At 35.6% G+C, this 26,037-nt stretch carries 27 protein-coding genes and 3 pseudogenes; 4 read left to right on the forward strand and 26 right to left on the reverse strand.

Annotation, left to right across the window (positions count from 1 at the left end):
- Positions 1-193: 193 nt before the first annotated feature.
- The 5 genes and pseudogenes from ACQKMH_RS25245 to ACQKMH_RS25265 form a co-directional block, all read right to left on the reverse strand.
- Positions 194-634 carry a cell wall hydrolase gene (locus ACQKMH_RS25245; RefSeq protein ID WP_427590085.1) on the reverse strand — a complete coding sequence of 147 codons (441 nt, stop codon included), beginning with the start codon at positions 632-634 and terminating at the stop codon, positions 194-196.
- A gap of 229 nt (positions 635-863) precedes the next feature.
- Positions 864-1,076: a DUF3953 domain-containing protein gene (locus tag ACQKMH_RS25250; protein WP_286177210.1), complete on the reverse strand. Its 213-nt coding sequence runs from the start codon at positions 1,074-1,076 to the stop codon at positions 864-866.
- Positions 1,077-1,442: 366 nt separating this feature from the next.
- Positions 1,443-2,366, reverse strand: a pseudogene (locus ACQKMH_RS25255) (helix-turn-helix domain-containing protein); the annotation flags it as partial.
- Between the two features lie 153 nt (positions 2,367-2,519).
- Positions 2,520-2,729 (reverse strand): hypothetical protein, encoded by a 210-nt coding sequence (locus tag ACQKMH_RS25260; protein ID WP_427590086.1) that lies wholly within the window; start codon positions 2,727-2,729, stop codon positions 2,520-2,522.
- A gap of 233 nt (positions 2,730-2,962) precedes the next feature.
- A pseudogene (locus ACQKMH_RS25265) lies at positions 2,963-3,391 on the reverse strand (winged helix-turn-helix transcriptional regulator).
- Between the two features lie 578 nt (positions 3,392-3,969).
- Here ACQKMH_RS25265 and ACQKMH_RS25270 point away from each other — a divergent pair.
- Complete coding sequence (locus tag ACQKMH_RS25270; protein ID WP_427590087.1) at positions 3,970-4,965, forward strand: zinc-dependent alcohol dehydrogenase family protein; 996 nt, start codon at positions 3,970-3,972, stop codon at positions 4,963-4,965.
- A 352-nt stretch (positions 4,966-5,317) separates the two neighbouring features.
- Here the strand turns inward: ACQKMH_RS25270 and ACQKMH_RS25275 are convergent, their stop codons facing one another.
- From ACQKMH_RS25275 to ACQKMH_RS25340, 14 genes and pseudogenes are all read right to left on the reverse strand, one after another.
- On the reverse strand, positions 5,318-5,527 hold the full coding sequence (locus tag ACQKMH_RS25275; RefSeq protein ID WP_427590088.1) for a DUF6366 family protein: 210 nt from the start codon (positions 5,525-5,527) through the stop codon (positions 5,318-5,320).
- 286 nt (positions 5,528-5,813) lie between these two features.
- Complete coding sequence (locus ACQKMH_RS25280; RefSeq protein WP_427590089.1) at positions 5,814-6,113, reverse strand: hypothetical protein; 300 nt, start codon at positions 6,111-6,113, stop codon at positions 5,814-5,816.
- A gap of 1,200 nt (positions 6,114-7,313) precedes the next feature.
- Positions 7,314-7,541, reverse strand: a complete 228-nt coding sequence (locus ACQKMH_RS25285) for a DUF3953 domain-containing protein (RefSeq protein WP_427590142.1) — start codon at positions 7,539-7,541, stop codon at positions 7,314-7,316.
- A 241-nt stretch (positions 7,542-7,782) separates the two neighbouring features.
- Positions 7,783-8,037 carry a DUF4181 domain-containing protein gene (locus ACQKMH_RS25290; RefSeq protein ID WP_427590090.1) on the reverse strand — a complete coding sequence of 85 codons (255 nt, stop codon included), beginning with the start codon at positions 8,035-8,037 and terminating at the stop codon, positions 7,783-7,785.
- Positions 8,038-8,155: 118 nt separating this feature from the next.
- The gene (locus ACQKMH_RS25295) at positions 8,156-8,338 is read right to left on the reverse strand and encodes a hypothetical protein (protein WP_375090380.1); all 183 of its coding nucleotides are present in this window, start codon (positions 8,336-8,338) and stop codon (positions 8,156-8,158) included.
- Between the two features lie 131 nt (positions 8,339-8,469).
- Positions 8,470-8,880 carry a hypothetical protein gene (locus ACQKMH_RS25300; protein ID WP_427590091.1) on the reverse strand — a complete coding sequence of 137 codons (411 nt, stop codon included), beginning with the start codon at positions 8,878-8,880 and terminating at the stop codon, positions 8,470-8,472.
- Positions 8,881-8,966: 86 nt separating this feature from the next.
- Positions 8,967-9,344, reverse strand: coding sequence for a hypothetical protein (locus tag ACQKMH_RS25305; protein ID WP_427590092.1), 378 nt, complete (start codon positions 9,342-9,344; stop codon positions 8,967-8,969).
- 178 nt (positions 9,345-9,522) lie between these two features.
- Positions 9,523-10,407: an aminoglycoside phosphotransferase family protein gene (locus tag ACQKMH_RS25310; protein ID WP_427590093.1), complete on the reverse strand. Its 885-nt coding sequence runs from the start codon at positions 10,405-10,407 to the stop codon at positions 9,523-9,525.
- A gap of 281 nt (positions 10,408-10,688) precedes the next feature.
- Entirely contained in the window at positions 10,689-10,976 is a 288-nt protein-coding gene (locus tag ACQKMH_RS25315) for a hypothetical protein (RefSeq protein ID WP_427590094.1), read from the reverse strand.
- A 936-nt stretch (positions 10,977-11,912) separates the two neighbouring features.
- Positions 11,913-12,257 (reverse strand): hypothetical protein, encoded by a 345-nt coding sequence (locus ACQKMH_RS25320; RefSeq protein WP_106027904.1) that lies wholly within the window; start codon positions 12,255-12,257, stop codon positions 11,913-11,915.
- A gap of 253 nt (positions 12,258-12,510) precedes the next feature.
- Entirely contained in the window at positions 12,511-13,227 is a 717-nt protein-coding gene (locus tag ACQKMH_RS25325; RefSeq protein ID WP_427590095.1) for a class I SAM-dependent methyltransferase, read from the reverse strand.
- Positions 13,228-13,716: 489 nt separating this feature from the next.
- Complete coding sequence (locus ACQKMH_RS25330; RefSeq protein ID WP_427590096.1) at positions 13,717-14,217, reverse strand: DinB family protein; 501 nt, start codon at positions 14,215-14,217, stop codon at positions 13,717-13,719.
- Positions 14,218-14,574: 357 nt separating this feature from the next.
- Positions 14,575-14,722: pseudogene (locus tag ACQKMH_RS25335) on the reverse strand (cytochrome P450); the annotation flags it as partial.
- Between the two features lie 53 nt (positions 14,723-14,775).
- On the reverse strand, positions 14,776-15,351 hold the full coding sequence (locus tag ACQKMH_RS25340) for a cysteine hydrolase family protein (RefSeq protein ID WP_427590097.1): 576 nt from the start codon (positions 15,349-15,351) through the stop codon (positions 14,776-14,778).
- A 201-nt stretch (positions 15,352-15,552) separates the two neighbouring features.
- Between ACQKMH_RS25340 and ACQKMH_RS25345 the strand changes: the two genes are divergently transcribed.
- A complete protein-coding gene (locus tag ACQKMH_RS25345; RefSeq protein WP_427590098.1) occupies positions 15,553-16,161 on the forward strand; it encodes a TetR/AcrR family transcriptional regulator in 609 nt (202 codons plus the stop codon).
- Between the two features lie 202 nt (positions 16,162-16,363).
- On the opposite strand, the gene ACQKMH_RS25350 is transcribed toward ACQKMH_RS25345, so the two are convergent.
- The 7 genes from ACQKMH_RS25350 to ACQKMH_RS25380 form a co-directional block, all read right to left on the reverse strand.
- Positions 16,364-16,999: a YczE/YyaS/YitT family protein gene (locus tag ACQKMH_RS25350; RefSeq protein ID WP_427590099.1), complete on the reverse strand. Its 636-nt coding sequence runs from the start codon at positions 16,997-16,999 to the stop codon at positions 16,364-16,366.
- Positions 17,000-17,617: 618 nt separating this feature from the next.
- On the reverse strand, positions 17,618-17,785 hold the full coding sequence (locus ACQKMH_RS25355; protein WP_427590100.1) for a hypothetical protein: 168 nt from the start codon (positions 17,783-17,785) through the stop codon (positions 17,618-17,620).
- Positions 17,786-18,211: 426 nt separating this feature from the next.
- Entirely contained in the window at positions 18,212-18,652 is a 441-nt protein-coding gene (locus ACQKMH_RS25360; RefSeq protein WP_427590101.1) for a cell wall hydrolase, read from the reverse strand.
- Between the two features lie 225 nt (positions 18,653-18,877).
- Positions 18,878-19,081 carry a hypothetical protein gene (locus tag ACQKMH_RS25365; RefSeq protein ID WP_427590102.1) on the reverse strand — a complete coding sequence of 68 codons (204 nt, stop codon included), beginning with the start codon at positions 19,079-19,081 and terminating at the stop codon, positions 18,878-18,880.
- A gap of 445 nt (positions 19,082-19,526) precedes the next feature.
- Positions 19,527-20,327, reverse strand: a complete 801-nt coding sequence (locus ACQKMH_RS25370) for a fumarylacetoacetate hydrolase family protein (RefSeq protein ID WP_427590103.1) — start codon at positions 20,325-20,327, stop codon at positions 19,527-19,529.
- 292 nt (positions 20,328-20,619) lie between these two features.
- Complete coding sequence (locus tag ACQKMH_RS25375; protein WP_427590104.1) at positions 20,620-21,153, reverse strand: N-acetyltransferase family protein; 534 nt, start codon at positions 21,151-21,153, stop codon at positions 20,620-20,622.
- A 382-nt stretch (positions 21,154-21,535) separates the two neighbouring features.
- On the reverse strand, positions 21,536-21,976 hold the full coding sequence (locus ACQKMH_RS25380) for an Lrp/AsnC family transcriptional regulator (protein WP_427590105.1): 441 nt from the start codon (positions 21,974-21,976) through the stop codon (positions 21,536-21,538).
- Between the two features lie 126 nt (positions 21,977-22,102).
- Between ACQKMH_RS25380 and ACQKMH_RS25385 the strand changes: the two genes are divergently transcribed.
- On the forward strand, positions 22,103-22,555 hold the full coding sequence (locus ACQKMH_RS25385) for a VOC family protein (RefSeq protein ID WP_427590106.1): 453 nt from the start codon (positions 22,103-22,105) through the stop codon (positions 22,553-22,555).
- A 778-nt stretch (positions 22,556-23,333) separates the two neighbouring features.
- The gene (locus ACQKMH_RS25390; RefSeq protein WP_427590107.1) at positions 23,334-25,781 is read left to right on the forward strand and encodes a SpoIID/LytB domain-containing protein; all 2,448 of its coding nucleotides are present in this window, start codon (positions 23,334-23,336) and stop codon (positions 25,779-25,781) included.
- The last annotated feature ends 256 nt before the right edge of the window (positions 25,782-26,037 follow it).

The raw sequence follows: 26,037 nt of genomic DNA on the forward strand, positions 1-26,037 counted from the left end.
TCTTAAGCTGACCTGCCCCTTTAGTGCATAAAGAAAAAGCTGCCTTAAAGACAGCTCCAATCTTCAGCTAACGCACCCGTTAGCTGGAGTACAATAATTCATAATCTTACTTTTTTAGATAAAAACTATTACTACAAGGTTTATATTGTATAAATATTATAAATATGTAAAAAAGCTTACTCAAAGAGTAAGCTTAACCTCTATAAACACTTTCACATGTTCCAGGTTTTGGTTCATAAAAACAATGGTCTTTAAATTGACCAGTATGAGGTTGATCATACCATGTTGGAGGGCATGGAGCATATGGATTAAAATACCAAAGAGCATATCTAGCCGGATGCTGTCTCCAGTGCTTCAAATTCTGTTCTGCTAATCTTCTTTCAATACCTCTCGCTCTTTGATAAAATACATTCCCTTTTTGAACAGCTTCAAAAGAATAATTTCCTCCTTGTACTTGATAAATGACTTGTGGAATTGTTCTTAAACCTTTAAAGTCTAAACAATTAGCTACAAGACGATTCACAATTACATTTCCAACATATAACATTCCTAGTTGTCCTTCACCTTCGGCTTCTGCTCTCATCATCCTTGCCATTAAGTCCACGTCTGAACTTCGGTAGTTTGCTCTTGTCATTTTTCCACCCCAAAAATATTGTATGAAAAATAGCCTACAGTCATGTCATTATTTATGTAATATAAATGTTTAGTTATAATAACTTACAGCTTTTAAGTAAAATGAAAACTATTGCCTTCTTTTTTCCCTTTATGCAACTAACCTGCCCCGTTAGTGCCATAAGAAAAAGGCTGCCTCAGCAACCTCTCTTATTGTAGTAAAGCACCTGTTAGTTCATTAAGAAAGCCCTTTATGGAAGCAAAGAAAAGAAAATAAATAAAGAGATAGCAATATTCATATACCCCCAAAATCCTTTTCTGTCTTTTTGAAGTTCGGCTAATCCTGTCACCAACATAAGTGCCCCAAGGAAAAACATATAATACGGAAATAACTCAAAGGTTTGAGTTATTAGACTATAACCTGAAAGAACAATAACCACTATTGTTAAGATAATTCTAACCATTTTCAAGAATATATTTCCCCCTAAAAATTAAGTTCTGTACAATTTCTTTTTCAATCATACCATTTGACACCTTTTCATTTGTGTAAAAAATGGAAATTCCTTCTTTCACTAACCTGCCCCTTTAGTTCCATAAGAAAAAGCTGCCTTAAGACAGCTTCGATTTTCAGCTCACGAGCTCATGCACCTATTAGTTCAACAGAATGATTAATTTAACAAAGGTTAAAAACAACAATATATTAGACTTCGTTTATTTGACAAGTTGTTCAGAATAGTCACAGATGACGAAAAAAAGGTTTAGTATTTTTACACTGTATTGGTAACCCCTTCAATGTTTGTCTTTAAATATTCTTGTTCCCAATCCCAATTTTAAGTTTTATTAATAAGCTCTATATATTGTAAATCTCCATAGCCTACTGTTGGGAACAGAGCAAATAACCTATTAATTAAATCTGATGTTGGTAAATCTTTATTTTTGGAAATATACTTTACTACTGCATTATCTTCTTTTAGCATATCTAAATATATGCCTATTGCCTGATACATGACTGGAAGTAGTTCATTTGATGGTTTATTATGATTGACCAATACTTCCTTGTATACAGAATAATAATGACCTAATTTAAGTTCAGTTTGATTAACTTTAAATTCATCCTCCCTGAAGCAATTTAAGAACACTTTCCCTTCATATCCGGACTGTTCAAGATAGGCAAGTATGGTAAGTAGGTTCATTTGACAAAACATGTCTTCACCAAACCATAAAACGATACATTTATACTCTTTATTAAAAAGATTGTCTAATGGAACAATGACCTTTTTGATATAATTCTCTACTGACTCATGATGTCCTGTAGCTCGAGTGTTTATAAATTCTTTATCAAAAACTTGTTTAGTAGTCGCGTTTACACACATTGCTTCATTAAATGGAGCGTAATCAGCATCTCCCATTAGTCTGTTATCTTTAAACTCCTCATACATCGCTTGACCATTCAATAAGTTGAGTACTTCTTTGTCAAACAATTCACTCTTCTCGTTTTTTAACTGTTCAACCTCAATTTTTCTAGAAACATTCATTCTACACCATTCCCCTTTCTTATTAATAGTGAGTTTAACAATCGACTGGACAGGCAACTTATTAAGTTGATATTCTCTAGGATTGATACCAAAAACAGTTTTAAAGGCTCTGCTATATGCTTCTTGCGAAGAATAATCGTAATCAAAGGCGACATCAATTATCTTCCTGTTATTTGCTAAATCTTCCGTGGATAAATACAATCTTCTAAGAAGGATAAAAAAGTTACTCCTTATTATTTAATGAAAAGTTTTAAGAAGGAGTATTCGTATAAGCCTTCCCTTTAGTGAAATCCACTTTTATTCCCCCTATAAAATAAAAAAAGTGCCAACTTCTCTATAATAGAAATCGGCACTTGGTTTATTCGCTATACGTTATCGTGTCGTTTGTGGCGGTTGGCATACGTCACATTTACGTTGGTTATTATTTTTAAATTTCGTAAATGTTTTTTCAAAGTTGCTACCACATGCACATTTAAATAGTAACTTTTGAGAAAATCCGTGATATTCCGTGGTTAGCAACTTACTTTCCGAATTGTTCTCAACAAATTCTTTAATTTTACCAATTGTCCATCGTTTATTCATTCTCTTACACCTCCATATTTTATCGCTATGCGGAGGCTTTTCTTGGCATCCGTTCAATTATAAGGAAAAGTCGTAATTACCCTAAGTTCATCATTATAACATGAGCTGACACTCAATTAAACAGATGGAAGGTACTATTTTAAACTAATCCGCCCCTTTTAGTTCCATAAGAAACGATTGCCTCAGTCCCCCCTATTGAAGTAACGCACCAGTTATTCAGCCAGAAAGGTACATTAATCGTTCAGTAAGGTTTTTAATGGCATCTTCAATTTCTGATTCAGATGACATCTCTTAATTGAGTATTTTTGAGTCTTTCGTTTCATTAAAATCGCATTTTCGTACCTATCTACCCAATCTGGCATGAGGTAGATAATAGGTTTTAATGTTTCCCCAAATGCAGTAAGAGAATAATCGACTTTTGGAGGAATCTCTCGATATATTTCACGATATACAATACCGTCTTGTTCCAATTCCCGAAGTTGTAATGTTAACATACGTTTTGTGGTATAGGGCATAAGTTTTCCTAACTCGTTAAAACGTTTAGGTCTGGAAATTAAGTAATATAATATGATTCATTTCCATTTGCCGCCTATCACATCTACTGTTATGGCAACAGGGCAAGCTGTGGTATCAGGACACTTTTCTGTTTTAAAGTCCTTCATAGTAACACCCCATTTTTTTTAGTATCAAATTGTATACTACATTACAAATTTTATCCTACTCCACAAAATTGTGCGTACTTTTAAAATTATAATATATAAAGTATCATTGAATTTGCAAGCGAAGACTAAATATTCTCTCTCTTTGGACTGTTCACCATTACAGATGTTACGTAAAAAAATCCGATAAGAATGTCACTACCTGGAACAGCAGTGGATTGGAACCAGATCATCTCATAACAAGGAATCACTTTTTTGATCGTTTCGAAGGGAGGATAATAGATTGTTTTCGGGGATATTATTTACCATTATATAGACAACTGAAGCTGTTTCTGTTAAATTTGGCCTTCAATCAGTCCCCTCCATTTACCATGGGAAGCATCCGGTTTCTTTTTAAAGGTCATTTACGATTTGATAAACCACCTAGACATAGATTAAAGTAGCAGCTTGGATCATAAAGTTCAAAGGGAAGTAAACGCAGGTTATATTAGCTTTATTCTTAGCACATACCAATCATCTTGACCATCAATAGGTAATGAGATATTTCCCCATTTTCAGAAAAATAAAAAGGAGTGACTAATATGAAATCACAAATTATTCAATCTTTTGGTGAACCATCCGTATTTCAATATAAAGAGATTTCAAAACCTGAACTGAAACCTGGACATGTACTTATTCAAGTAAAGGCTACAAGTGTAAATCCTATTGATACGAAAGTCCGTGCTGGTGCAGTTCCAGCCGTTGCACCCGAGTTTCCAGCAGTATTACACGGAGATGTGTCAGGGTTGGTATCTGCAGTGGGTGAAGGAGTAACCGAATTTAAAATTGGCGATGAAGTGTTTGGATGCGCCGGTGGATTTAGAGGGACTGGCGGTGCACTTGCAGAGTTTATGCTTGCAGATGCCGATTTACTTGCTCATAAGCCGAAAAATTTGACGATGGAAGAAGCCGCAGCTTTACCATTAGTATCCATAACCGCTTGGGAAGCATTATTTAATCGTGCTAGGCTTATACCTGGACAAAATATATTGATCCATGGAGCCACCGGTGGTGTAGGACATATCGCCATTCAACTAGCCAAATGGGGAGGAGCGACAGTCTATACAACTGCCTCTTCGCAAGAGAAGCTAGAGATTGGCACGCGCCTTGGTGCTGATATAACGATTAATTATCGAGAAGAAAGCGTTCTTGACTATGTACAAAAATATACAAACGGAAAAGGATTTGACGTCGTGTTTGACACGGTAGGGGGTGAAAACCTTGATCGCTCTTTTGAGGCAGCAGCAGTCCATGGAACAGTAACAGCCATTGCTGCTCGTTCGACTCATGACCTCTCCCCCGTGCATTCAAAGGGACTTTCTCTTCATGTTACCTTTATGTTGTTGAAGATATTAAACAAGGACATGCATAAACATCATGGAGAAATTTTGAAGAAGGTTGCTAGGCTGGTTGAAGAAGGGCAACTGCGTCCGCTTTTGGATTCAAATATTTTTACGTTTGATGAAGTCTCAAAAGCCCATGAGTACCTGGAGTCAGGCAAGACGATAGGAAAAATTGTTTTGAAAAATAGCTGGTAATATTATTTCAAATTTGAAATGCCTCAACAACTTTACGTTCATTTAAAAGTAGATGGTCAATAGAATCTCTTTAAGATTCTCGATGTACCGTCTGCTTTTATTTTTAATTACCGTAAAAACCAAAACGGCATAATAATAGAAATATCGGCAACTTTAAGATCATTTGCTACCACTAATACTCTTCGTTTACATCCACTTGTTCTTCATTCCAAAAATCATACTTAATACCTCAAGAATTCCTTTTCTTATTGAACTAACCTGCCCCGATAGTTCCATAAGAAAAAGCTGCCTTAGAGACAGCTCCGATCTTCAGCTAACGCACCCATTAGTTGAACAAGGTTAAGTAAAATCTTTAAAAAAACAGTTTATACAAAACATATCCAACTATTAAAACAACAATTAATATTCCTGTTCCTTTCCAACCTAAACCAGCAACTAAGTCTAAATTACCATTTTCAGTTCTATCAAATCCATCTTTTAATGCACCTATTGGATTTTTTTTAAGTTCTTCTTGTCTTAACCTCTCTCTTTTTTCTTCAGGCGTTTCATGGTGATTATTCAAACTGACCACCCCTACGAATAGTTTCTGTTGTAAATATTCTATTATTTATCGTCTATACCTTCTTACACTAAACTGCCCCTTTAGTTGCATAAGAAAAAGAGCTGCCTTAAAGACAGCTCCGATCTTCAGCTAACGCACCCGTTAGTTCTATAAGAATAAAAGCTAATGAAGCAACTCCCTTATTGAAGTAAAGCACCCCATAGTTGAAGAAGAAACAAGGTAAAAGAAAGGAAATTAAATAAAAACAGCCTCGTTATAAAGGCTGTTAAATTGCATCTATCCATTTTTATTGTTCGTGCGTCCAATTGACTGATTCTCCTGTGGAAGGACAGCTTGGGAACTTCTCTCCTTGCTGAAGCACCACATGTTCACCATCTGCATCTATATAATGACCTGATTCCATAACCGTGTCCCCAGTTCTATGAGAATGGCTTGCATGGGTCCAGGTTGTAGCGTGTCCAGTTGATGGGCAATCAGGAAATGTATCTCCTTGTCTGAGTTCCTTTTTTTCTCCTCCTGTACAAATGTAGGTACCAGCTTCTGACGCAGTTTCTCCTGTGTGGTGATGGTCAGTGAAGTGATCCATAATCAATTCCTCCTTTTTATTTCATACAACCGATAGTCTCTCACTGACCAATAAAAATATTCGTTTTACTGTCCTTGCACACACCTCTTCAAGGAAAAACAGCAATCTCCGCTAACCTGCCCCTTCGTATCATAATGACAGCCAGATATTAGCTCAATAAGATAAGGGCTTATCCTGGGTATATCCCATAGTGGTATTTTCATTTACTTCCATAACTTCTGCCACTTCAATCCTTTTACTAGATTCCTCGATTCCGGTTAACTTTAAGGAGAGCACATATTAACAATGTATAATATATGCTCTCCTTTTATCTTTTAATGAACTAACGCACCCGTTAGTTTAAGTACAATCCTTCACAAATATAAGAAAAAGAGCTGCCAATGCAGCTCCCTTATTGAGTAAAGCACTTGTATTGAAGGTCTCTTAAAATGTGTAACTTATTCAACTACTTCTTCTTATAGACCCAGATAAAATAAAATACTGCAAGGGAAGTTAATCCAACATTCGTATATATGAAAAATATTCCAGAATACCATATATTTTTTTCAGCAAGTGGATCGAAAATATAATGTAAAAAATGATATATTGCCACATACCATATGCAAACATACCAGAATACTTGCTCTTTTCCTGAATTGAATTTTTTAACAAGTTGAAGAATAACAACCCAAAGCACGAGTATTAATGATGTGCCAATTAAATTGAAGGGGTAAGTTACAAAATAAAATATGTATGCACTATAAAACGCAATAATGGACAACAAAAGCATTAATAGTGATTTTCTGGATTCTTTTCGTGTTATAAAAATATATAAACTGACTAAAATACCAACACAAGAATAAATGTAGTGAAATAAATTTTCCATTTCAAAACCTCAAATTTAGCAACAAACTTTTATTTTGTTTCGATAAATAACGAAATGCTTATACTATTATAGGTTAAACTGCTCGGAAATAAAGAACTTTCAACAATCATTTTACTCACTGTTTCGTTAAAATCTAAAATACTTTTATTTTGTTCTATACTATTTCTTACATTTTCAGTGTTGTTCCTATAATTAAACTTTTCTTTCTGTTCCGTTTTTGAATTAGCACTATTTGTTTCTAAATTACACCAGTTCTTATGCAACTAACCTGCCCCGTCAGTTCCATAAGAAAAAGCTGCCTTTAAGACAGCTCCGATCTACAGCTAACGCACCCGTTAGTTCATTAAGAAAGCCTGTATGGAAGCAAAGAAAACAAATAAAGAGATAGCAATATTAATATACCCCCAAAATCCTTTTCTGTCTTTTTGAATTTCGGCTAATCCTGTCACCAATATTAGTGCCCCAAGGAAAAACATATAATATGGCATTAACTCCAAGGTTTGAGTTATTAGACTATAACCTGATAGAACAAAAACCACTATTGTTAAGATAATTCTAACCATTTTCAAGAATATATTTCCCCCTAAAAATTAAGTTCTGTACAATTTCTTTTTCAATCATACCATTTGACACCTTTTCATTTGTGTGAAAGATGGAAATTCCTTCTTTCACTAACCTGCCCCGTTAGTTCCATAAGAAAAAAGAGCTGCCAAAGCAACTCCCTTATTGAAGTAAAGCACCTGTTAGTTCATTAAGAACACAGTAAAAAAAGTCCCTTATTGGGCTGTTTTTATTTAGATAATATTAAATTAAATAAAAGCCTATGACCAAAACAAAAAGGTAAATAAACATAGAGTATAGAGTTAAGATGTATTCCTTTTTTTCTCTTTTATATTTCCATTCCATGAAAGCACGAAAACTTAATGAAATAAGGAAGTAGCCAATAAGAAAGGGGATAGTATTATCAACAAACCATATTAAGATAAGAAATGCTATTAGCATAGACATTTCAATCCACTTCTGATATTTATTAACACCTTTTGTAAAAACGCCCCTCACTTTTACCGATCTTTAATTTCTTCTTCAACCAACGTTCAAACACTATTGCAATAATAAGAATAGCTATAATAAAAATGATGTAATTTAACAAAAAACTCACCTGCCATGACTACCAATTTTAAAGATGTGAATTATTTACCATGTTCCTTTTTCCGAGCGAAAACCCAGCAGCTAATAAAGATACTGTCGCTAAACCAACTCCAATAATCATAGAATAGTCGAAATAATTTTTAAGTGCCATACCACTAGAAATAGCTACAATAAACAAAAGTAAAAAGAAAACCGTATAATTCTTTTTCATATTTCCTCACCACCCCTTATCGATATTACCAAAAAAATCAAATGAATTGTTGATCTAACCTGCCCCTTTAGTTCCACAAGAAAAAGCTGCCTTAAAGACAACTCCGATCTTCAGCTAAAGCACAGAAGCCTTTATTTTTCAAATCTCACTAACGTTTTTTCTGGTATTTCAATCTGGTCAATATCAAAGTTATTGATTTGGAGAGTTATCTCACCCTCTCGCTTATCAGTTTCATCTCCAATCCAACAGCTATACAGTTCAAAATAATCCCCTTTTTCAAGATAGCTGTCTATTCTTTTACAAAGTTCTAACAGTTTTACTTTTGATTCAGCACAGGTTTCTTGATTCATATATTCCGAAATCTCAATTCCCCAATGACTTGATACCTCGTAAACATAAGGGTTAGTAAACTGATATTTTTTTACATTTTGCAGTTCGCTATCTCCTGCAAAACATCTTCCAATGTAAAAAGAATCATCTGAATATTCATCATCGTTAATTGGTAATTCTATATTACAGCCAATGTAGGAAGCTAAACTCATTCTTACCGACTCCTTTGATAATCCTTTTTAAACTATTCTGCCCCTTTAGTTGCATAACAAAAAGGTTTAATAAAGCTTTCCAATCATTACTCCCATGGATTTTCGTATTTAGTTCTAATTTTATCGACTTTATTATATTCGCAAATGGTATCTTTTCCTGATAATTGAACTTTCATCGTATTTTTTTCGACTATAATAGTAAAATTGTCAGAACCACCATCATAGTCAAATTCGTAATCATTATTCTCTATGTGCTTATATGTACCAGAAGATTGTTCTCCGCCCTGGAATCTTGAATTTTGAATTTCAAAATTATTTTCCCCTTTAAAGGTAAAGGAGTCTGGACAAACACTCTTTTCTTCATCCGTATTTTTCCATGTACCTTTCCAAGATGGTGCTTTTCCTTCACCACACGCAGCTAATACTAATGCAGCCATCGTTGAGATCATTAATATTTTTTTCATTTATACACCTACTCCAAAGGACAACTTTATTTCCTGCTCCTTTTAATACGAACTAAAAAGGTAAAAGTTCCCTTGTATTGAACTAACCTGCCCCGTTAGTTCCATTAGAAAAAGCTGCCTTAAAGACAGCTCCGCTAACGCACCCGTTAGTGCAATAAAAAATTCTATTTTAATGCTTTTATCTTTCAGTTTCGTAATCATTAATGATTACTTCTATAATATTACATTGTTCATCTGCGACTGCTTTGTTAGATTGTTTATTATAGTTGTAGGTTATTAAAGCCTTCCATAAAGCCCAACCTCTTGCTCTATTCCAAGTTTCTGCATCAAAATTCAATGCATTCTTAAATGTCTTTCTGCTACTATCATCAAAAAAAGTCCAAGCCATTGCAGCATCGCAAGAAGGGTCTCCTACTCCCAATATCCCAAAATCAATAACCGCACACAATTTACCATTTTCAATTAATATATTTCCTGGGGCTATGTCACCGTGGACCCAAACTGGTTCACCAGCCCACTTTGAAGTTAATGCCAATTCCCAAATTTCTTTCAATAGGTGTTTATTAAAAGTATTTTCATTATTATTAATGGCATCTCTACACTCATCATCGTATACAACAATATCTCCGCCTCTATAAAAATTATGTTCGCCAGCTAAGGGACCTTCATTGGCGTCAATAGATTGTAATTCAACTAAAAATTTCCCCAAATCATTTGCAAATTGATTTGAATCATCTATATTTTCTAAAGTTAATGTCTCTCCATCCAACCATTTGTTGACTGACCAAGGATGTGGGTAATCCTCACTTGGTTCTCCTTTAGCTAATGGTTCAGATATTGGTGTAGAAAGATGCTTGGCTAAAATGGGTAACCATTTTTGTTCTTTTTCAACTTGGGGTACATAAGCTTCATCACTTGGTAACCTAACGCTCATACTGTTGCCTAAGTGAAAAGTTTTATTATCATTTCCACTTTTTTTAACAGGCTTAATTTCCAAATTAGACCACTCTGGAAATTGGCTATTTATTAACTTCGAAACTAAATCTACGTCGATTTTTATCATTTAATTTCTCCCTATAATTTTATTTATTCATCACCCAAAACCCAGTTACAGTCACAAATTTATTTGATAAACGCATCCTTATCAACCCCTTTAATGTGATTACATTTAATGTACCATATACTTACTACTACAAGGACTTCTTATTCCACTATCCTGCCCCTTTAGTTCCATAAAAAAAGGCTGCCTTAAAGGTAGCTCTGATCCTAAGCTAAAGCACCCGTTAGTTTAAGTGCATTTTTTCACAATCTTATGGATTGAACATTAAACATTTAAGAAACACTCTAAAAATATAATTTCTTTTTAACACATAATTGAGGATTCGTGATTAGTTTAGCTTTCGCTATTCCTCGCTTAAATCTTACATTGTTTAACCATTCAACAATTGCTTTTGCATCATAATTAGGGTGAATTCTTTCCCCATTTTCTAAAGCCCAATATTCTGTATTCTTTTCCTCGTCAAAAATCCAATTTAGAAAGTCCTCCTGAATACTGTTCATCTTCCTACCTACTTTTGTTGAACAAGAAACGTATTGAATAAAATCGTCACCAAAGTCAATTTTTATAATCATAAGAGTTTAACTCCTTAAAATCGTTTTGAAATTAAGGCTATTATAGCACTCCTTATTATTAAACTAACCGGCCCCTTTAGCTCCATAAAAAAAGCTGCCTTAAAGACAGCTCCGATCTTCAGCTAAAGCACCCGTTAGTTCATTAAGACTTATTGTAGAGTTAACACAAACTATGTATTAGTGATCGGCTTTTTTCTTATCAAAATCTCCCCATAACCAACTAAAAAGGGAATGAAATGCTACGAAACAGAATGCGTATGCTAAATTCTCTAACCAATTTATCGCTTGCCCCCTGAAGTATTGCAGACCAGAGCTTGCAATATACATGAGTATGAAACCCACTATATAACTAATGAAAAATCTTTTCTTTGTTATTGCCATAAATACAAACCACTCCTATTCTTTGGCAGGCAATCCGACTAACCTGCCCCGTTAATTCCATAAAAAAAAAGAGCTACCAAAAGCAACTCCCTTATTGCAGTAAAGCACTCGTTAGTTCCAAAGGACTTATTGAAGAGTTGACACAAACTGTGACGCAATTAGACGGTATGAAAATTAATTATATGAGTTGGATCTGCTTTGTTTCTTATGATGGGATAAACGATAAAGGCCACTAATGAGGTAGTACAGAAAGAAGTAACCAAAAAGAATAATGGTAGGTACTATATTGGTAAAGATATTTATAAAAATAAAACCTAAAATGAGAAAAGTTAAAGAAACTATAAAATTAAATTTAAAACTTTTATTTCTATTCAACAAAATCACCTCTAACTAATTTTACCATTTAAAAACCTTTTTGGAAATAATCCTCACAGTCCAAAAACACTATGCTTGTTAAACTATCCTGCCCCGTTAGTTCCATAAGAAAAAGGCTGCCGCAGAACCCTTGTTAATGAACTAACGCACCCGTTAGCTGAATAAGATATTATCTTTATATTAATTCACTTTAAGGATGTTTAAATGCTTCGTTGTAGAAATCAAATCTATTTTATGATTTCCTTTTGTGTAAAAAACGGAAGCCCCTTCTCTTTCTCCCTTTTTCCATCCATTCGCTTTAAGGACTAATTCATATCCAAATGGTATGCCATTTTCTTCCGATGCTTTTGACCAATCATAACTTTTCCCTTGTTCATTTTCCTGGACTAGCTCAGCATTTTTAGGAACTGGGAAGTCAAATGCATCTTTTGATGGTTCGTATAGAGATAACGTTATGAAATAATAAATGACTCCACCTATCAAAAGCGTAGCTAAAGTAAGTGTCCAACCCACCATTTTCTTCATTTTACTTACCCTTCCTTCATAGGTTGTTATTTGGATCGATACTCCAAACAACTATTTGTTTTCTACATATTCTATTCAAATTGTGGATTATCCTTGTTCAACTAAACTGCCCCGTTAGTTCATTAAGAAAAGCGATTCTTATTAAAGAATCGCACCCGATAGCTGAATATAATAATTGTCTCTCTTTCATTCTTTCGTTTCTAATAATGAAATTGTCAAAGTAGATAAGCAAATCATCAAAGAAATCCCTTATTTATTTTACACTGTGAAAAATAAAAGATTTGGTTTCTGAAGTTGCTTGTTTAAACTCCCAATCTCCATAAACTTGGAATTGTGAAAAGCCTACTTGTTGTAAGGATTCATGGATTTCATCTTGTGTTCGGAATTTTAATTGCATCTTTTTATGAATTACTACTTCTTCTGTACGTGCATTTTTCACAGTTTCATAAAATGTAAAAACATCTTCTATAAATCCCTCGTATTCTGTCCATATTTCAAGTGTATCACCAGTCATCTGATTCGTTGCAATATCAGGTGTCATATCCTTTTTCCACTGTTCCCACGCCTTTGCTAATGGGTTACGTGTATCAAAGATAAAATGTCCTCCAGGCTTTAATGCTCGATATGCATCTGAAATGACGTGTTGCCAACTTTCATCTGTAAGAAATACTTGCGCAACATTCGCTGTCATTATAACGGCATCAAACCCATTTGTTTGTAATTTTGAGCTATCACCAACAATCCAAGTCACTTCGTCTGGATACGCTTTGTTTTCCGCATATTCGATTGCTTCTTCATTCGGGTCAATAGCTGTAATATGATAGCCTACTTTCGCAAAATGCGTTGTCAATCTTCCAGTTCCACAACCCAAATCAGCTATTTTTTTAACATTTACCTTCATTAACAGTGCTAAGAAGAATTCATCGTCTTTACCCCAGCTATTAATTTGATCATATACTAATGGAATCATTTATTTACCTACTTTCTAAATCATACTTATTTTTTCCTTTATATTTGGCAAAGTACTTTTACCAGTACCTGTACCACAAATTATTTTCACTTAATTACTTCGATTGGATTACAATTTCTTCTTCCGCAATATGGCCCTTTAATGGAATAACATAAACAACTTTAATGTTACTTAACAGTATTCCTTATGGAACTATCCTGCCCCGTTAGTTCATTAAGAAAAGCGATTCTTATTAAAGAATCGCGCCTTTTTCTTGATAAACAAGAAGCTCATATTAGCCGGTATTGTGGAGGCAATTAACTTATTCTTGCTGGTAATGTTAAATATCGTAGAAGAGTGAGATTACTTTGGATCAACAATTGTTTGATTAAAGTTATTCGTTAGCTCAAAGAAAGATCTGTGTATACATCTCTCGATCCTCAACTAACGTCACCTTTTTGAAGAAAAAATGGATTACTCTTCTCTTGCCTATTTATAATGAATAACATTTCAAGAATACCAATAAAAAGCATAATCAGTCATAACTGAAGAATTACCCAACTGATGTAACATAGCTGAAATATTCCCTCTATGATAGGTTCCATGATTCACAACGTGTAAGACCATTTCAGATATACTTGTTTCTCTTAATCCTGCCCATGGATTATCCAACATTATTCTCTTTTCCATATCTTCCTGTCTGGTCAAAAAGGATTTAAACCGAGATGTTAAAGTGTGAAATTCCGTTTCTAAGTCTTCAATGGGCAGTTTCTCAATCTTTTCTTGAATTTGAAATGAAGATTGCATTGCTTCATTCATACTCTGACCCTCTAGGGTATTAAGCCATCCATATTCCACCAAATAGAGATGAGATAAAACCTTTGAAACAGAAGAAAAGACACTTTTCATTTCCTTTTGATATTTCTCAGGAGAAAGTGTCTTAAGATGATCAATAATCCGTTGATTTGCCCATACATGATAGTTATATAGATTTTCTACATGATTTGCCATACAATCGCCTCCTTATCATCACGTTTTTTAATATTCTTTATCAGAATGAATTATTCCTTTAAATATTATTACTTATCTGATGAGATCTTCAAATAAATGGCCCAATTGTTGAACAAAGGTCAAAGCAATCTTCAATTAACCTGCCCCGATAGTTGCATAACAAAAAGCCGTCTTAAAGACAGCTCTAATTTAAAATATATAAATACAGTGCTATTAGGTATACAACAATATAAATCAATGCACCAATTCTTCCGAATTTTACAACAAAACCTTTTTCTTTTCTTGTATTAAATAAAAAAACACCGGCCACAGTTACTAAAATATACAATGGAGAAACTACAAGTTGGAAATTCCAGAATTGGATGCACTCATCCAAATCAATGACTACGTCACCTTTTTTTAACTCAACCCCTAATAGATTATTATCTTGTTTGACCGTACGATCTCTTCTTGAAATATGAAAACGATATCGAAGCATTTCTTCAACGGCTTTTTTGGGACATTCGCCCTTCAGATGCTAGGAGTCATTGGTGAGTTGGAGAGCAACACGATCGTGAGTTAGTTGGATAAAGAAGCCACCCACTCATCGACAGGTATCACCTCGGCCTGACGGGGGAACACCTTCTCGGTTAGAACGCGATGAACCTCGGGGTCGGCATCGATACAGGCGTCGGAAAGAACCGTAAGGGCAAAGTCTTTATCTGCTGCTTCCCGTAAAGTCGATAGAACGACCCCGCTTGTGGCGATACCGCTGAGAATCAGCGTGTCAATCTGGCGGGACCGAAGGATCACCTCAAGGTCACTTCCGGCGAACGCGCTCACTCGAAGCTTGGTCACGATCGGCTCGTCCGGCCGAGGCTGCACGGATTCATGAATTTGCATCGTCGCTTCCGGAGCCGCCGCTGTTCCGGCCCTACTGGCAATACCCGCGAACATTTTGTTTCTAGAACTAATCTCGGGATAACCTGCGCGAAATGCGACACGTACGAAAATAACGGGAATAGCGTGACTGCGTGCGGCTTCAATTGCCTTTTGGAACGGAACAAGTGTCTTCTCGCTGTCTACGAACCGCGACACGATGCTGTTTTGCATATCCATGACCAACAGCGCGCTTTTGCTTGATGAATTTTGCATGTGTTTTTATACTCCTTTTCATCGAGTTGTATTTACGGCGTTCTAGTTGAAACATTTTTGGGGACCCACTTGAATCGTTCGCGAATCACCTCACCGTCATAAAACGGAGAACGCCCTCCGTTTATGATTATACGGAGAACGCTCTCCGTTTGTCAATGAATCGCCAGTGATGTAATATTTATAAAGAGGTGTTATCCCAAGATGTCTAAAAATAAAATTTCAGCTGGAGATGGTGACGCCACAGATTCAGTCGTCACCACAACTCCCGAGAAGCCATTGCGTGCAGATGCCAAAAGAAATCGGGATAAGCTGCTCAATGTCGCCCATAGGGTGTTTATGACCGAAGGCATCTCTGTCTCGATGGATGAAATCGCCCGACGTGCCGGTATGGGCGTGGGTACCGTCTATCGGCATTTCCCCACCAAGGAAGATTTGTTTGGGGCCGTTATTGTCAGCCACAAGGCGAGTCTTATCGAAGAAGCAAATCAATTGCTTTACCACGACGACCCGGGCGAAGCATTCTTTCATTATTTTGCAAGAATCATACGCGAGGGGATTGCAAACAAGGCGATCACCGACGCCCTTGTTTGCAGTCTGAATATAGACGCTGGACGTTCGGAGCTTGCGAGGGATTTTTGGCGAGGGATTGACAATCTTCTCTCCCGTGCCCAAAAAAGCGGCTCTGTTCGGGCTGATGCTCGCATTGAGGATATCAAAGTCCTGCTTATCGGCATCTTGCAGGCAACCGGGGACGGCGGGACTTTTCCGGACCGCATCGTGTCGATTCTATGCGACGGTCTTCGCAGGTAATCAAGAAGAAACGCTTGCGACTCACGAGATCGCAAGCGTTTAAGGCCCATATTTTTTCTCCCTACTTGTGATACGGTTCTCCACAGCATCTCTAAATGAGGTTTCTCAAAAAAGCGGGGACTAGCAAATACTTTTGAAATGAAAGGGGCTCCCCCCCCCATGAAGTGATACTCATACATCGTGTTTATTTATTTTTGATTTTCTACATATGCGTTAACAGGCGATCCTTTTGGTCAAGGAAATATGCCATCAGTTTCTTACATTGAGGAATAGAAAATCCTAAAATTGGACCTAATCCAAACGCAATAAACACTGTTCCAATTCCAACAGGCCCCCCTAGCATCCAACCAAGAAGAAAAACGAGTACTTCAATTCCATTTCTAACCAACGGGATACTCCAACCCGTTCTTTCAACAATTAATAACATAAAGCTGTCTCTAGGACCTGCTCCAAAATCAGCAGAAACATATAATCCAATACCGTACCCAATGAAAATAACACCTATGATAAAGGCAATTGTTGCTCCTGCTAAACTATCAATGCTAGGTAAAATCCAATTAAAAAGATCAATAAATAATCCTAGAAACAACATATTCAGAAAAGCCCCTATTTTTGGCCATGCCTTATTGAAAATTGAACTGATCAACAAGAGTAAAAATCCACTTATTATCGACCAAGTTCCAATAGTAAAGCCAAATTTAGTAAATAGACCATAATGAAAAACATCCCATGGTCCAATCCCTAAATAGTTTCCTTCAATTGTTAAAGATATGCCAAATGCTAACACCATTAATCCCAAAATAAAAAAAGACCAGCGTAGAATCCATTCCTTTTTCATAACCGCTCCTCTATCTTATATCTTATTATTTTATTAATATAACATTAACTTTGGACAGAAGTTATAATCTATATTTTCTGAAATATAACCAAAAAAGCGTATCTTTAATTTTCTTATTAAAGGAGAATTATGGGGTCTTATTTGTTTTAACAATGAAAAAGCTGACGAGGGCAATATCATATAGCCACGTCAGCTTTTTCCTTTTGAAGATAGATTTTAGGAGAACATTAAATCAACTTACTTAGTTTTAAGAAAAAAAACTCATTTACTTATGGTACGGTTCCCTGCAATTGATTTTGAACTATCCTGTCCGTTAACGTAGCGAGCTGCTAATCCATGCGGCAGCTTCGTCCTGCTGATTGTTCAGCCCTTCAGCTTCTCGGCGTGTCTTTTTGTGAATATTACCACATATTCTTCTTCAATTAACCTCCCTCAATAAACGAATAAAAATCTCACACCAAATATAATCTAATATCCAATTTTGTTTGGAAATCTTATTCCATTAAATGGCCCAATTGTTGAACAAAAATCAAAACGCACTCTTGAACTAACCTGCCCCTTTAGCTCTATAAGAAAAAGAGCTGCCTAAGCAACTCCCTTATTGAAGTAAAGCACCCGTTAATCAATTTTCTCTTTATTAACTTTCAGTATCGCCTTTAATGTAGCATGAATATTTTGAAGGCTAATTAAAATCAATCCTAGCATAATAAATGTTACTACTTCACCTGTAAATATAGAGATTATTGCTATTATTAGAGCATATAAGCCATAAAGCCAACCTTGCATTTTATATCACCTCACCATGTTTTATTTTACCATTATTTCTTAAAATATCCTGACCAGATAGTGGCAAAAAGAAAAAGCTGCCTTAAGCAGCTTCGATCCTCAGCTCATGCACCTTTTAGTTTATTTCACAATCCTGCTTTCTTGGATAAAATTCTATTACTAAATGTTTGATATATAAAAAGGGAACACCTGCAAACCAGGAAGTTCCCTTTTTATTTCGTAAGATAAAATTTTCACACCGAAACAACGATAGGTAAAATAGGATGCCGTAGCTTTTTTTCAACCAACACCTGTTACATGACAAACAGGTGTTGCATTGAATGAATATGGTTGGCACTAGCCCTATGACTAAAAACTTTATATACGTAGCACCAAAAAAGAAATAACACAATAAAACTCCAGGATTAATAATAACTCCTAGACAACTTAACCGGTATAAACACTTTCACATGTCCCAGCTATTGGTTCATAATAACAATGATTTTTATACTGACCAGCAAAAGGTTGGTTATACCACGTTGGAGGGCATGGAGCATATGGATTAAAATACCAAAGAGCATATTTCCCTGGGTGTTCTCTCCAATAATCCAAATTCTGTTTTGCTAATCTTTTTTCAGCAGTTCTCGCTCTTTGATAAAATACATTACCTTTTTGAACAGCTTCAAAAGAATAATTTCCTCCTTGTACATGATAAATGACTTGTGGAATTGTTCTTAACTCTTTAAAGTCTAAACAATCTGCTTTAAGACGATTTACAATCACATTTCCAACATATAGCATTCCTTGTAATCCTTCACCTTCGGCTTCTGCTCTCATCATCCTTGCCATTAAGTCCACGTCTGAACTTCGATAACTTACTCTTGGCATTTTTTCACCCCAAAAATATAGTATGAAAAAAAGCCTACATTAATGTCATTGTCTATAAAATAAGGATGCTGAGTTTTTAAGTTAAATGAAAACTATGGCATTCTTTTTATACCATTCAACTAAACTGCCCCGTTAGTGCCATAAGAAAAAGGCTGCCTAAGCAACCTGCCTTCTTTATTGAAGTAATATACCTTTTAGTTGTAAACCCATGGACTTTACAAGCCCCTACTTAACTTTTTCATGCGTACGGGTCAGGTATTTTCGGGATACAGCATTAAAATATCCTACATCAATAATTGCTACTTCTCCTTTATAAGGGCATTGAATGTGCGTTAGCTGATGTGATTCATTGATGATGACCAAGTCTATTGCGTCCAATTCTTTTTTGCAACACGAACATTTTACAGGTAGTAAGTTTTCTGTTTCCATTAAAGAAGCCCCCTTTTGATAAATAGGTATTCTTTATGTCTAGTCACTAATCCTACCTGTTCACACAACCGTCAAAAATTCCCTTTTCCCATTATATATTCAGTTAGTGTCTACATAGCTTATTCAACTAACTTAACGCGATAGTTGAATAAAAAAAAGCTGCCTTAAAGACAGCTCCTAACTTCACCTAACGCACCGTTAGTTCATTAAAGAATGATTTAAAACTAACTATATTTAGCCATTGACAATCAGGTTTATCATTTATCTCAAATAAATGGACACCATGCTCTTTTAATACTGCCGTTTCTCTAGCAGCACGACATGCATATGCAGGTACAAAAATTCTTCTCTCTTTTTATTGCGATGTCCCCTGTAACATTTTAAAAAGCCGACTCATTTATTTATGAACATTTTCATTTTTGGTTAGTGAAAATGCTGGCAAATCCTACTGAACAGCATTACACAACCGACCGATATTCTCGACTTCAACAACGACCTCATCCCCCGACTTGATCGGGCAGCTGCCAGATGGTGAACCCGTGGCCAAAATGTCACCGGGCTCCAGTGTCATTACCTGTGAAAGCCAGCTGATTAAATACGGAATGCTTAGAGACATTTCATTGGTATTCCCGTCTTGGACAACACGGCCGTTTAAAGTGGTCACAATCCGCAAATTTGTAGGATCTACCCCAGTAACGATGCACGGTCCCAAAGGTCCGAATGTATCAAATCCTTTGCCCCGCGTAAACTGTGGATCTTTTTTTGTAAGATCTCTTGCTGTGACGTCATTAAATATCGTACAACCAAACACATAATCAAGCGCATCTTCTTCTTTAATGTTTTTTCCGCGCTTTCCAATGACAAGGGCTACTTCCCCTTCAAGTTCCACTTGGTTGGATAGATCGTTTGGAGGAAGGATAATTTTCTCCTTGTCTGCAATAAGCGCAGATAATGGCTTTAAGAATAGAAATGGTTCTACAAGGTTTGCCTCTCCCCCTGTTTCCTTCGCATGACCTGCATATGTCCATCCGAAATTAACCACTTTAGAAGGTTTTACAGGCTCCAAAATTTTCACGTCACTATATTTTACCTTTACCCCGTCATACTCTATTTCCTTGTTGACAAGTTCTGCAAAACTGCTAGACAGTTGTGATATTATATCATCATCCTCAACAATACCGTAATGTATATTGCCTTGTTGATTCTGATAGCGAACTATTTTTTGTGTTTTTTGTAGCACATGCATGATGAATAAACTCCTTTGATAAATAAGGTATACAAACCTCAGATAATATAAAATTCGGGTCTCCACATAATCGCGAGCGAAAACTACCAACTCCATTATAACCGATAAGGTCAATGGAAATAAAATTTAGCTTCCCAATACCATTAATTCCCCTTTAGATAAGGAAGAGAAATTAAATAAAAAAAGAACTGTATGGATCACAGTTCTTCTTGATTTTGTAGACAAAAGGGGTAATCTAAATGTTAAAACAAAGTTGATTGGAACGAGTGTCCTACGTTCCAATCAACGGTGATTAAACTAATTTATACATAAGAATATCATCCACATAATCATTATCACTCATTTTATATTCTTTAATTTTACGGCCTTCTTCAATGAACCCCATCTTTTTATACAAGGATATTGCCCTATGATTTGTTGAGAAAACGGCTAAACTTACCTTTTCAATCATAGGATTCTTCTCTGCCCAGTCCAATAAAGCTTTTAGTAACATCCCTCCAATCCCCAGTTCTCTGTAACCTTTTCTTATCATCATTCCAAATGAACCTGTATGAGACAATCGTTTTCTATTTTTGTTAGTTTCAAATACTATCCAACCAACAACTTCACCATCTTTTTCAGCGACAATTAATGTTTCTTTTTCATTGTTTAATATGCTCTGCACCCATTCTTTTTGTTGAGACGAAGTTCTATTAAACTCTTCTGGATACGCAATTAGAAACTTGCCTTCGGAAACAACTGATTTCTGTATCTCTAAAATTGCCACGGCATCTTCAATTCTTCCTGTACGAACAAGGTAACTACTTATATCTTTTGAGATTGACAATTATATCTCCCCTTATAAAAAAACTTTCAACATTAATACATTGGTTTATTCTGTAATTTGCACCAATATTCCTTCTTCAGCCAACCTGCTCCCATAGTTCCATAAGAAAAGAGCTGCCTTAAAGACAGCTCTTTTCTTCAGCTATCGTTCTTTCAACAAGAATGAAAAAATCATTTTCAATTGTCCATCCATCTGTCGCTATTCAATTACGTTTTTACATATTTCCAAAAGATTACATTAAAGTAGCGGTACATCTAAAGATAAATGGTCAACGAAGAAAAATCTGAAAGAACTCATAATAAGGTCTTACACATGAGGTTGCTTACCATGTTCTAAAAGGGGAATACCAGAAATAAAATAGAAATTTTTTGTAAGGTACACACTAAAACACCAATCTACTCTCAATATGATTTTTCATACTAATAAGAGACTTGGAACTTCCATATTCAGTAAGAGAATCTTGAAAATCTGCTAGCGTTTCAATAGATATCGTTTGAACTTTAATTAAATAATTGAAATCCCCACTAATTCTATGTAACTCAGAAACTGCTTTAGAATCTTTACAGAATTCAATGAAAGATTGGCATTTCTCAGTTTTGAATAAAATAAATGCTGTTACTCCTTTGTCCAACTTATCTGGATTAAGTACAGCGTTGTAGCTTAAAATTATTTTTTGTTCCTCTAATTTAGAAATGCGTTCTTTCACAGAAGGTTGTGACATAGCAACCTTTTGACTAATTTTCGAAATAGGAATGCGCGCATTTTTTTGTAAAATCTCCATTATTTTATAGTCAACAACATCTAAATCACTGTAATTTTTCACACTTACAACTCCTTAGGTATTTATTTAATAAAACCTTTATTTATAAGGTTTTATATCAAATTTAACTTATTAATCATATGTATTCATCACATAGAATAAAGTACACTAAAAAAAGGAGGCGTTTTTATGTCTAATATAAAAGGAATTGCACATATTGCAATCCAAGCAAAGGATTTCGATGAAGTCATTAGATTTTATACTAAGGCATTGAATTTTAAAATTGCACATACGTGGGCACTACCTGAGTTTAATTTAGAGAAAGCTGCTATGCTTGTATCATCCGATGGTCATACATTTATAGAAGTCTTTGATTACGAAGCACAAATAGCTGCTCAAGGAAGAAAGGCTTTAGAGCATGAAGAAATAAAACATGGTGCATTATTACACTTTGCCTTAACAGTTGAAAATGCAAGTGAAGCTTATAAAACAGCTATTCACTTTGGGGCAAAAAACTGTGTTCCACCAGCTACAATGGAATTAGGATATCCAGTAATTAAAGTGAATAATGCACTTGTATACAGCCCAAATGGGGAAGTCATTGAGTTTATTGAAAAGGTAAATTTCCAACCATTCAATTGATAATATTTACTGTTACTCATTCCTAAGAGGTGTCTCAATGAAATTTTCCACAAACCGTTTAGCCTTGTTTTAAACGGTTTAGCTTTATTTTAAATTTTCACTCTGATCTTAAGGCTAACGCACCCGTTAGTTTAAGTACAATCCTTCACAATCTTTTTTGAGAAATTGGAATAAGTCGCCACTACAACTTAAAGACAGCTCTTACAGAAGAGAAGAAAAACATAAATAATCTTATAATTTTTTTCATATTTAAATAACTGGAGTTTTTCAGTAACTTGTACTTCACCTATTTTTATATAACCTAACTTTTCATAAAAATGGTGATTTCTTTTGTTTATATAAGGAGTATATAAGCTCCAACCTTCAAATCCGACTGCCTCTATCCCTTTCTTCAAATTATGGACACTCTGAATGACATTTTTCATTTAGAGTTGTCCACTGACTGATCCTTTGCCTGTTGCCCCTTCACCCTTTTTTTTAAATCCACAATCGCAGCTCCAGCATTTGCATAGACCCACGGTACCAGATATTCCACGAATTGAGGTTATAGTTATTTTCGCATATATGGAAGACCTATACTAAAGGACTTTTCTCACTCATTTAAAGATTTAAGAAAAAACATATGAATATAACGCGAATTCCGTCTTTTCATCCTTGACTGGTTGTGCTGTGATGACCATTAGGCGGGACTCCTAAAATAGTAAAATATACCTTGTGTATAATTTTGGATGGTATACTATTATTTAGGAACATTATCAAATTCAGAGGAGGTTATTCCATGCAAAAAGTACGGTTTGGAATATGGATGTTTGTTACACTCGTTCTCATGCTATTTTTACTTCCAGATATATCAGTTAAGGCGGCAGCAAATCCGATCATTAAGGTCAAATTAAAAGGATATCTTGGTAACAAATCCGAGATTACCATCGAACCGGAAGTCACGTACACTACGAATCTAGCAAATGTAAAACTAGAATCGAACAAGAAGTATACAATGAGGGCCAGCGGTAGGGACATTGTTGTCCTGACAGATTCAAAAGAAATAGGCAAAGCTTCTGAGATTGAAGTGAAACCTGAAACAGGGAACGGTCCACTTTCGATTAATGGCCGTCCATACTTAGGAAGTTTCCGTTTTATTATGGAAGATGGGAGATTCATCCGCCCTCTAAACTCGATTGGTCTTGAAGATTATTTAAAAGGGGTCGTTCCAGCTGAAATGCCGGCTTTATGGAATCAAGAAGCCTTAAAGGCACAGTCTGTTGCGGCAAGAACCTATTCAATGAGCTACATCAACAGAACACCCGATGACACAATGAGTTACCAGGTATACGGTGGTTACGCTTGGCACGAAAATTCAACCAAAGCTGTTAAAGCAACAGAAGGTCAGGTCATTGGTTATGGTGATAAACTACATATAGGCTCAGATGCTTTTTTTTCCTCTAGTAACGGAGGAAAAACTGAATCAAACAAAAATGTTTGGGTCGGCACAGAGCTACCATATTTAAAGGTCAAAGACGATCCATATGATCCACAAGCTGTGTGGAGTTTTAGTGTGAAAAAGCAACAAATAGACCTTAAAAACTTAGATCTGACAAAAGCAGATGCATGGTGGGCTACTACGAAGGAAGCCGAAAAAACACCAGAAATTTCTAATATAAGATCATGGCTACAGACCAATGGCTTTACAGGCAAAGACATTAAAATTACGGCTGTCCCTTTCCTATCTCTTCATGCACCAACAAGTGGCGGCAGGATGAGTAAAGGAAGTATTACTATTGAATTTATAGTGAAAGAACAGGGAAAAGCGCAACAGCAAAGTGTAATATTAGAAGATGTAACGGCTTCGAAAATTAGAGAAATTATTGGTCTGAGCATCATGAAAAGCTTTTTAGTAGAAAAAGTGGATACTGCAAGGGATACGATTAACGTTTCAGGCAAAGGCTTCGGCCATGGTGTCGGACTAAGTCAGTATGGCGCGAAGAAGGCTGGCGAAAAGGGACATACGTATCGAGAGATTCTTGCTTTCTATTATGAAGGGACAAGCTTAAAACAAGCTTATGAGCCAGAACCTGAGGAAATGGGACCAGTAAAGCCGGAACCGGCACCTGTCATTCCAACGCCAATCCCAACACCAGTTCCAGACCCTGCACCTAAAGATGAAACAGCACCAACGATTAAAGATATAAAAACGTATTACGATACTAAAACAAAACAAGTCAAATTAACCTTTGTCACGAATGAAAAAGCGAATGTGACAGTGGAAGTTAAGGATAAAAAAGAGCATATCGTCGCTACTCTTGTCAAAGGTGACGAAAAGCCGCCAGGATCGCAATTAGCCGTTTGGGATGCTTTAAGGGCAAGCGACGGTTCATACACCTTTGAAATTAGAGCGATTGATAGTAGTAATAATACTAGTTCAGCATCTGTTCCATTTTCAATAACAACGCCTTCCGTTATTAAAAATACAAATACCTCATATGACTCAAAAACGAATAAAGTTTTCCTGAAGTATGAGATCAATGAAAAAGCAAAGGTTACCGTTCAAGTAAAAGACGCAAAAGGCAAAATCCTAGCTACTCCGATCAATAATGTAGACAAAAATGCCGGTGTCCAATGGACATCTTGGAATGTATCGAAGGTTTCGAACGGTAAGTACTCATTTGAAATTACAACGATTGACAGCAATCAAAATAAAAGCTCAGCAATGGTTCCATTTACTTTAACGAAACCCGATAAAACGGCACCTTCCATTAATAATATAAAAACCTCATATGATTCTAATACAAGTAATGTTGCTTTGAAGTATGAAATTAATGAAAAGGCGAAGGTAACCGTTCAAGTAAAAGATGCAAAAGGCAAAACCGTGGCGACACTAACCAATAATGTTACAAAAAATTCCGGTATTCAAAGTGCATCATGGAATGTATCAAAGGTATCGAACGGAAAGTATACGTTTACCATTACAGCCATTGATCCAAGCAAGAACAAACGTACAACTACAACTTCCTACACTTTAAACAAACCGGCAGCGAAAAATATGACTGGTAAGGTCAATGCTACGAAGTTGAATGTCCGTTCCAAGCCAACCACATCAGGGAAAGTTCTTGGCTCTTTGAAGAAAAACCAAATTGTTACTGTAATGAATAAGAGCAATTCTTGGTACAAAATTCAGTACGGTAAGGGAACAGGTTATGTGCACGAAAAATACTTAACGAACGTCAGATAACGAAATCAATCAGTGAAAAGCCCTAATCAAAGTTAGTGAGCACTGAATATGACCATGATTTTTTAAGATGGTCTTTTTCTATAAATTTTTATTTCCGATAGTTTTCTGGTTGTAAGAAAGATTTATCAAAAGTGCCCCCTAAACTCACATATTAACGTAAATAAAAAAGAATCCATTTTGCCTTTTCCAAAATGGATTCTTTTCTGGTCAATTATTATAAAGTTTTTATTATTTTTAGTGGCCCTTAAAGAACTAA

Origin of the sequence: Peribacillus sp. NPDC097895 (genome assembly GCF_050277555.1) — a bacterium.
Lineage (GTDB): Bacteria > Bacillota > Bacilli > Bacillales > DSM-1321 > Peribacillus.

Coding starts and splice junctions, on each gene's coding strand:
- ACQKMH_RS25245 (WP_427590085.1), bottom strand. CDS start 634: ATGACAAGAGCAAACTACCGAAGTTCAGACGTGGACTTAATGGCAAGG.
- ACQKMH_RS25250 (WP_286177210.1), bottom strand. CDS start 1,076: ATGGTTAGAATTATCTTAACAATAGTGGTTATTGTTCTTTCAGGTTAT.
- ACQKMH_RS25260 (WP_427590086.1), bottom strand. CDS start 2,729: ATGAATAAACGATGGACAATTGGTAAAATTAAAGAATTTGTTGAGAAC.
- ACQKMH_RS25270 (WP_427590087.1), top strand. CDS start 3,970: ATGAAATCACAAATTATTCAATCTTTTGGTGAACCATCCGTATTTCAA.
- ACQKMH_RS25280 (WP_427590089.1), bottom strand. CDS start 6,113: ATGGATCACTTCACTGACCATCACCACACAGGAGAAACTGCGTCAGAA.
- ACQKMH_RS25285 (WP_427590142.1), bottom strand. CDS start 7,541: ATGGTTAGAATTATCTTAACAATAGTGGTTTTTGTTCTATCAGGTTAT.
- ACQKMH_RS25295 (WP_375090380.1), bottom strand. CDS start 8,338: ATGAAAAAGAATTATACGGTTTTCTTTTTACTTTTGTTTATTGTAGCT.
- ACQKMH_RS25300 (WP_427590091.1), bottom strand. CDS start 8,880: ATGAGTTTAGCTTCCTACATTGGCTGTAATATAGAATTACCAATTAAC.
- ACQKMH_RS25305 (WP_427590092.1), bottom strand. CDS start 9,344: ATGAAAAAAATATTAATGATCTCAACGATGGCTGCATTAGTATTAGCT.
- ACQKMH_RS25310 (WP_427590093.1), bottom strand. CDS start 10,407: ATGATAAAAATCGACGTAGATTTAGTTTCGAAGTTAATAAATAGCCAA.
- ACQKMH_RS25315 (WP_427590094.1), bottom strand. CDS start 10,976: ATGATTATAAAAATTGACTTTGGTGACGATTTTATTCAATACGTTTCT.
- ACQKMH_RS25320 (WP_106027904.1), bottom strand. CDS start 12,257: ATGAAGAAAATGGTGGGTTGGACACTTACTTTAGCTACGCTTTTGATA.
- ACQKMH_RS25325 (WP_427590095.1), bottom strand. CDS start 13,227: ATGATTCCATTAGTATATGATCAAATTAATAGCTGGGGTAAAGACGAT.
- ACQKMH_RS25330 (WP_427590096.1), bottom strand. CDS start 14,217: ATGGCAAATCATGTAGAAAATCTATATAACTATCATGTATGGGCAAAT.
- ACQKMH_RS25340 (WP_427590097.1), bottom strand. CDS start 15,351: ATGCAAAATTCATCAAGCAAAAGCGCGCTGTTGGTCATGGATATGCAA.
- ACQKMH_RS25345 (WP_427590098.1), top strand. CDS start 15,553: ATGTCTAAAAATAAAATTTCAGCTGGAGATGGTGACGCCACAGATTCA.
- ACQKMH_RS25350 (WP_427590099.1), bottom strand. CDS start 16,999: ATGAAAAAGGAATGGATTCTACGCTGGTCTTTTTTTATTTTGGGATTA.
- ACQKMH_RS25355 (WP_427590100.1), bottom strand. CDS start 17,785: ATGCAAGGTTGGCTTTATGGCTTATATGCTCTAATAATAGCAATAATC.
- ACQKMH_RS25360 (WP_427590101.1), bottom strand. CDS start 18,652: ATGCCAAGAGTAAGTTATCGAAGTTCAGACGTGGACTTAATGGCAAGG.
- ACQKMH_RS25365 (WP_427590102.1), bottom strand. CDS start 19,081: ATGGAAACAGAAAACTTACTACCTGTAAAATGTTCGTGTTGCAAAAAA.
- ACQKMH_RS25370 (WP_427590103.1), bottom strand. CDS start 20,327: ATGCATGTGCTACAAAAAACACAAAAAATAGTTCGCTATCAGAATCAA.
- ACQKMH_RS25385 (WP_427590106.1), top strand. CDS start 22,103: ATGTCTAATATAAAAGGAATTGCACATATTGCAATCCAAGCAAAGGAT.
- ACQKMH_RS25390 (WP_427590107.1), top strand. CDS start 23,334: ATGCAAAAAGTACGGTTTGGAATATGGATGTTTGTTACACTCGTTCTC.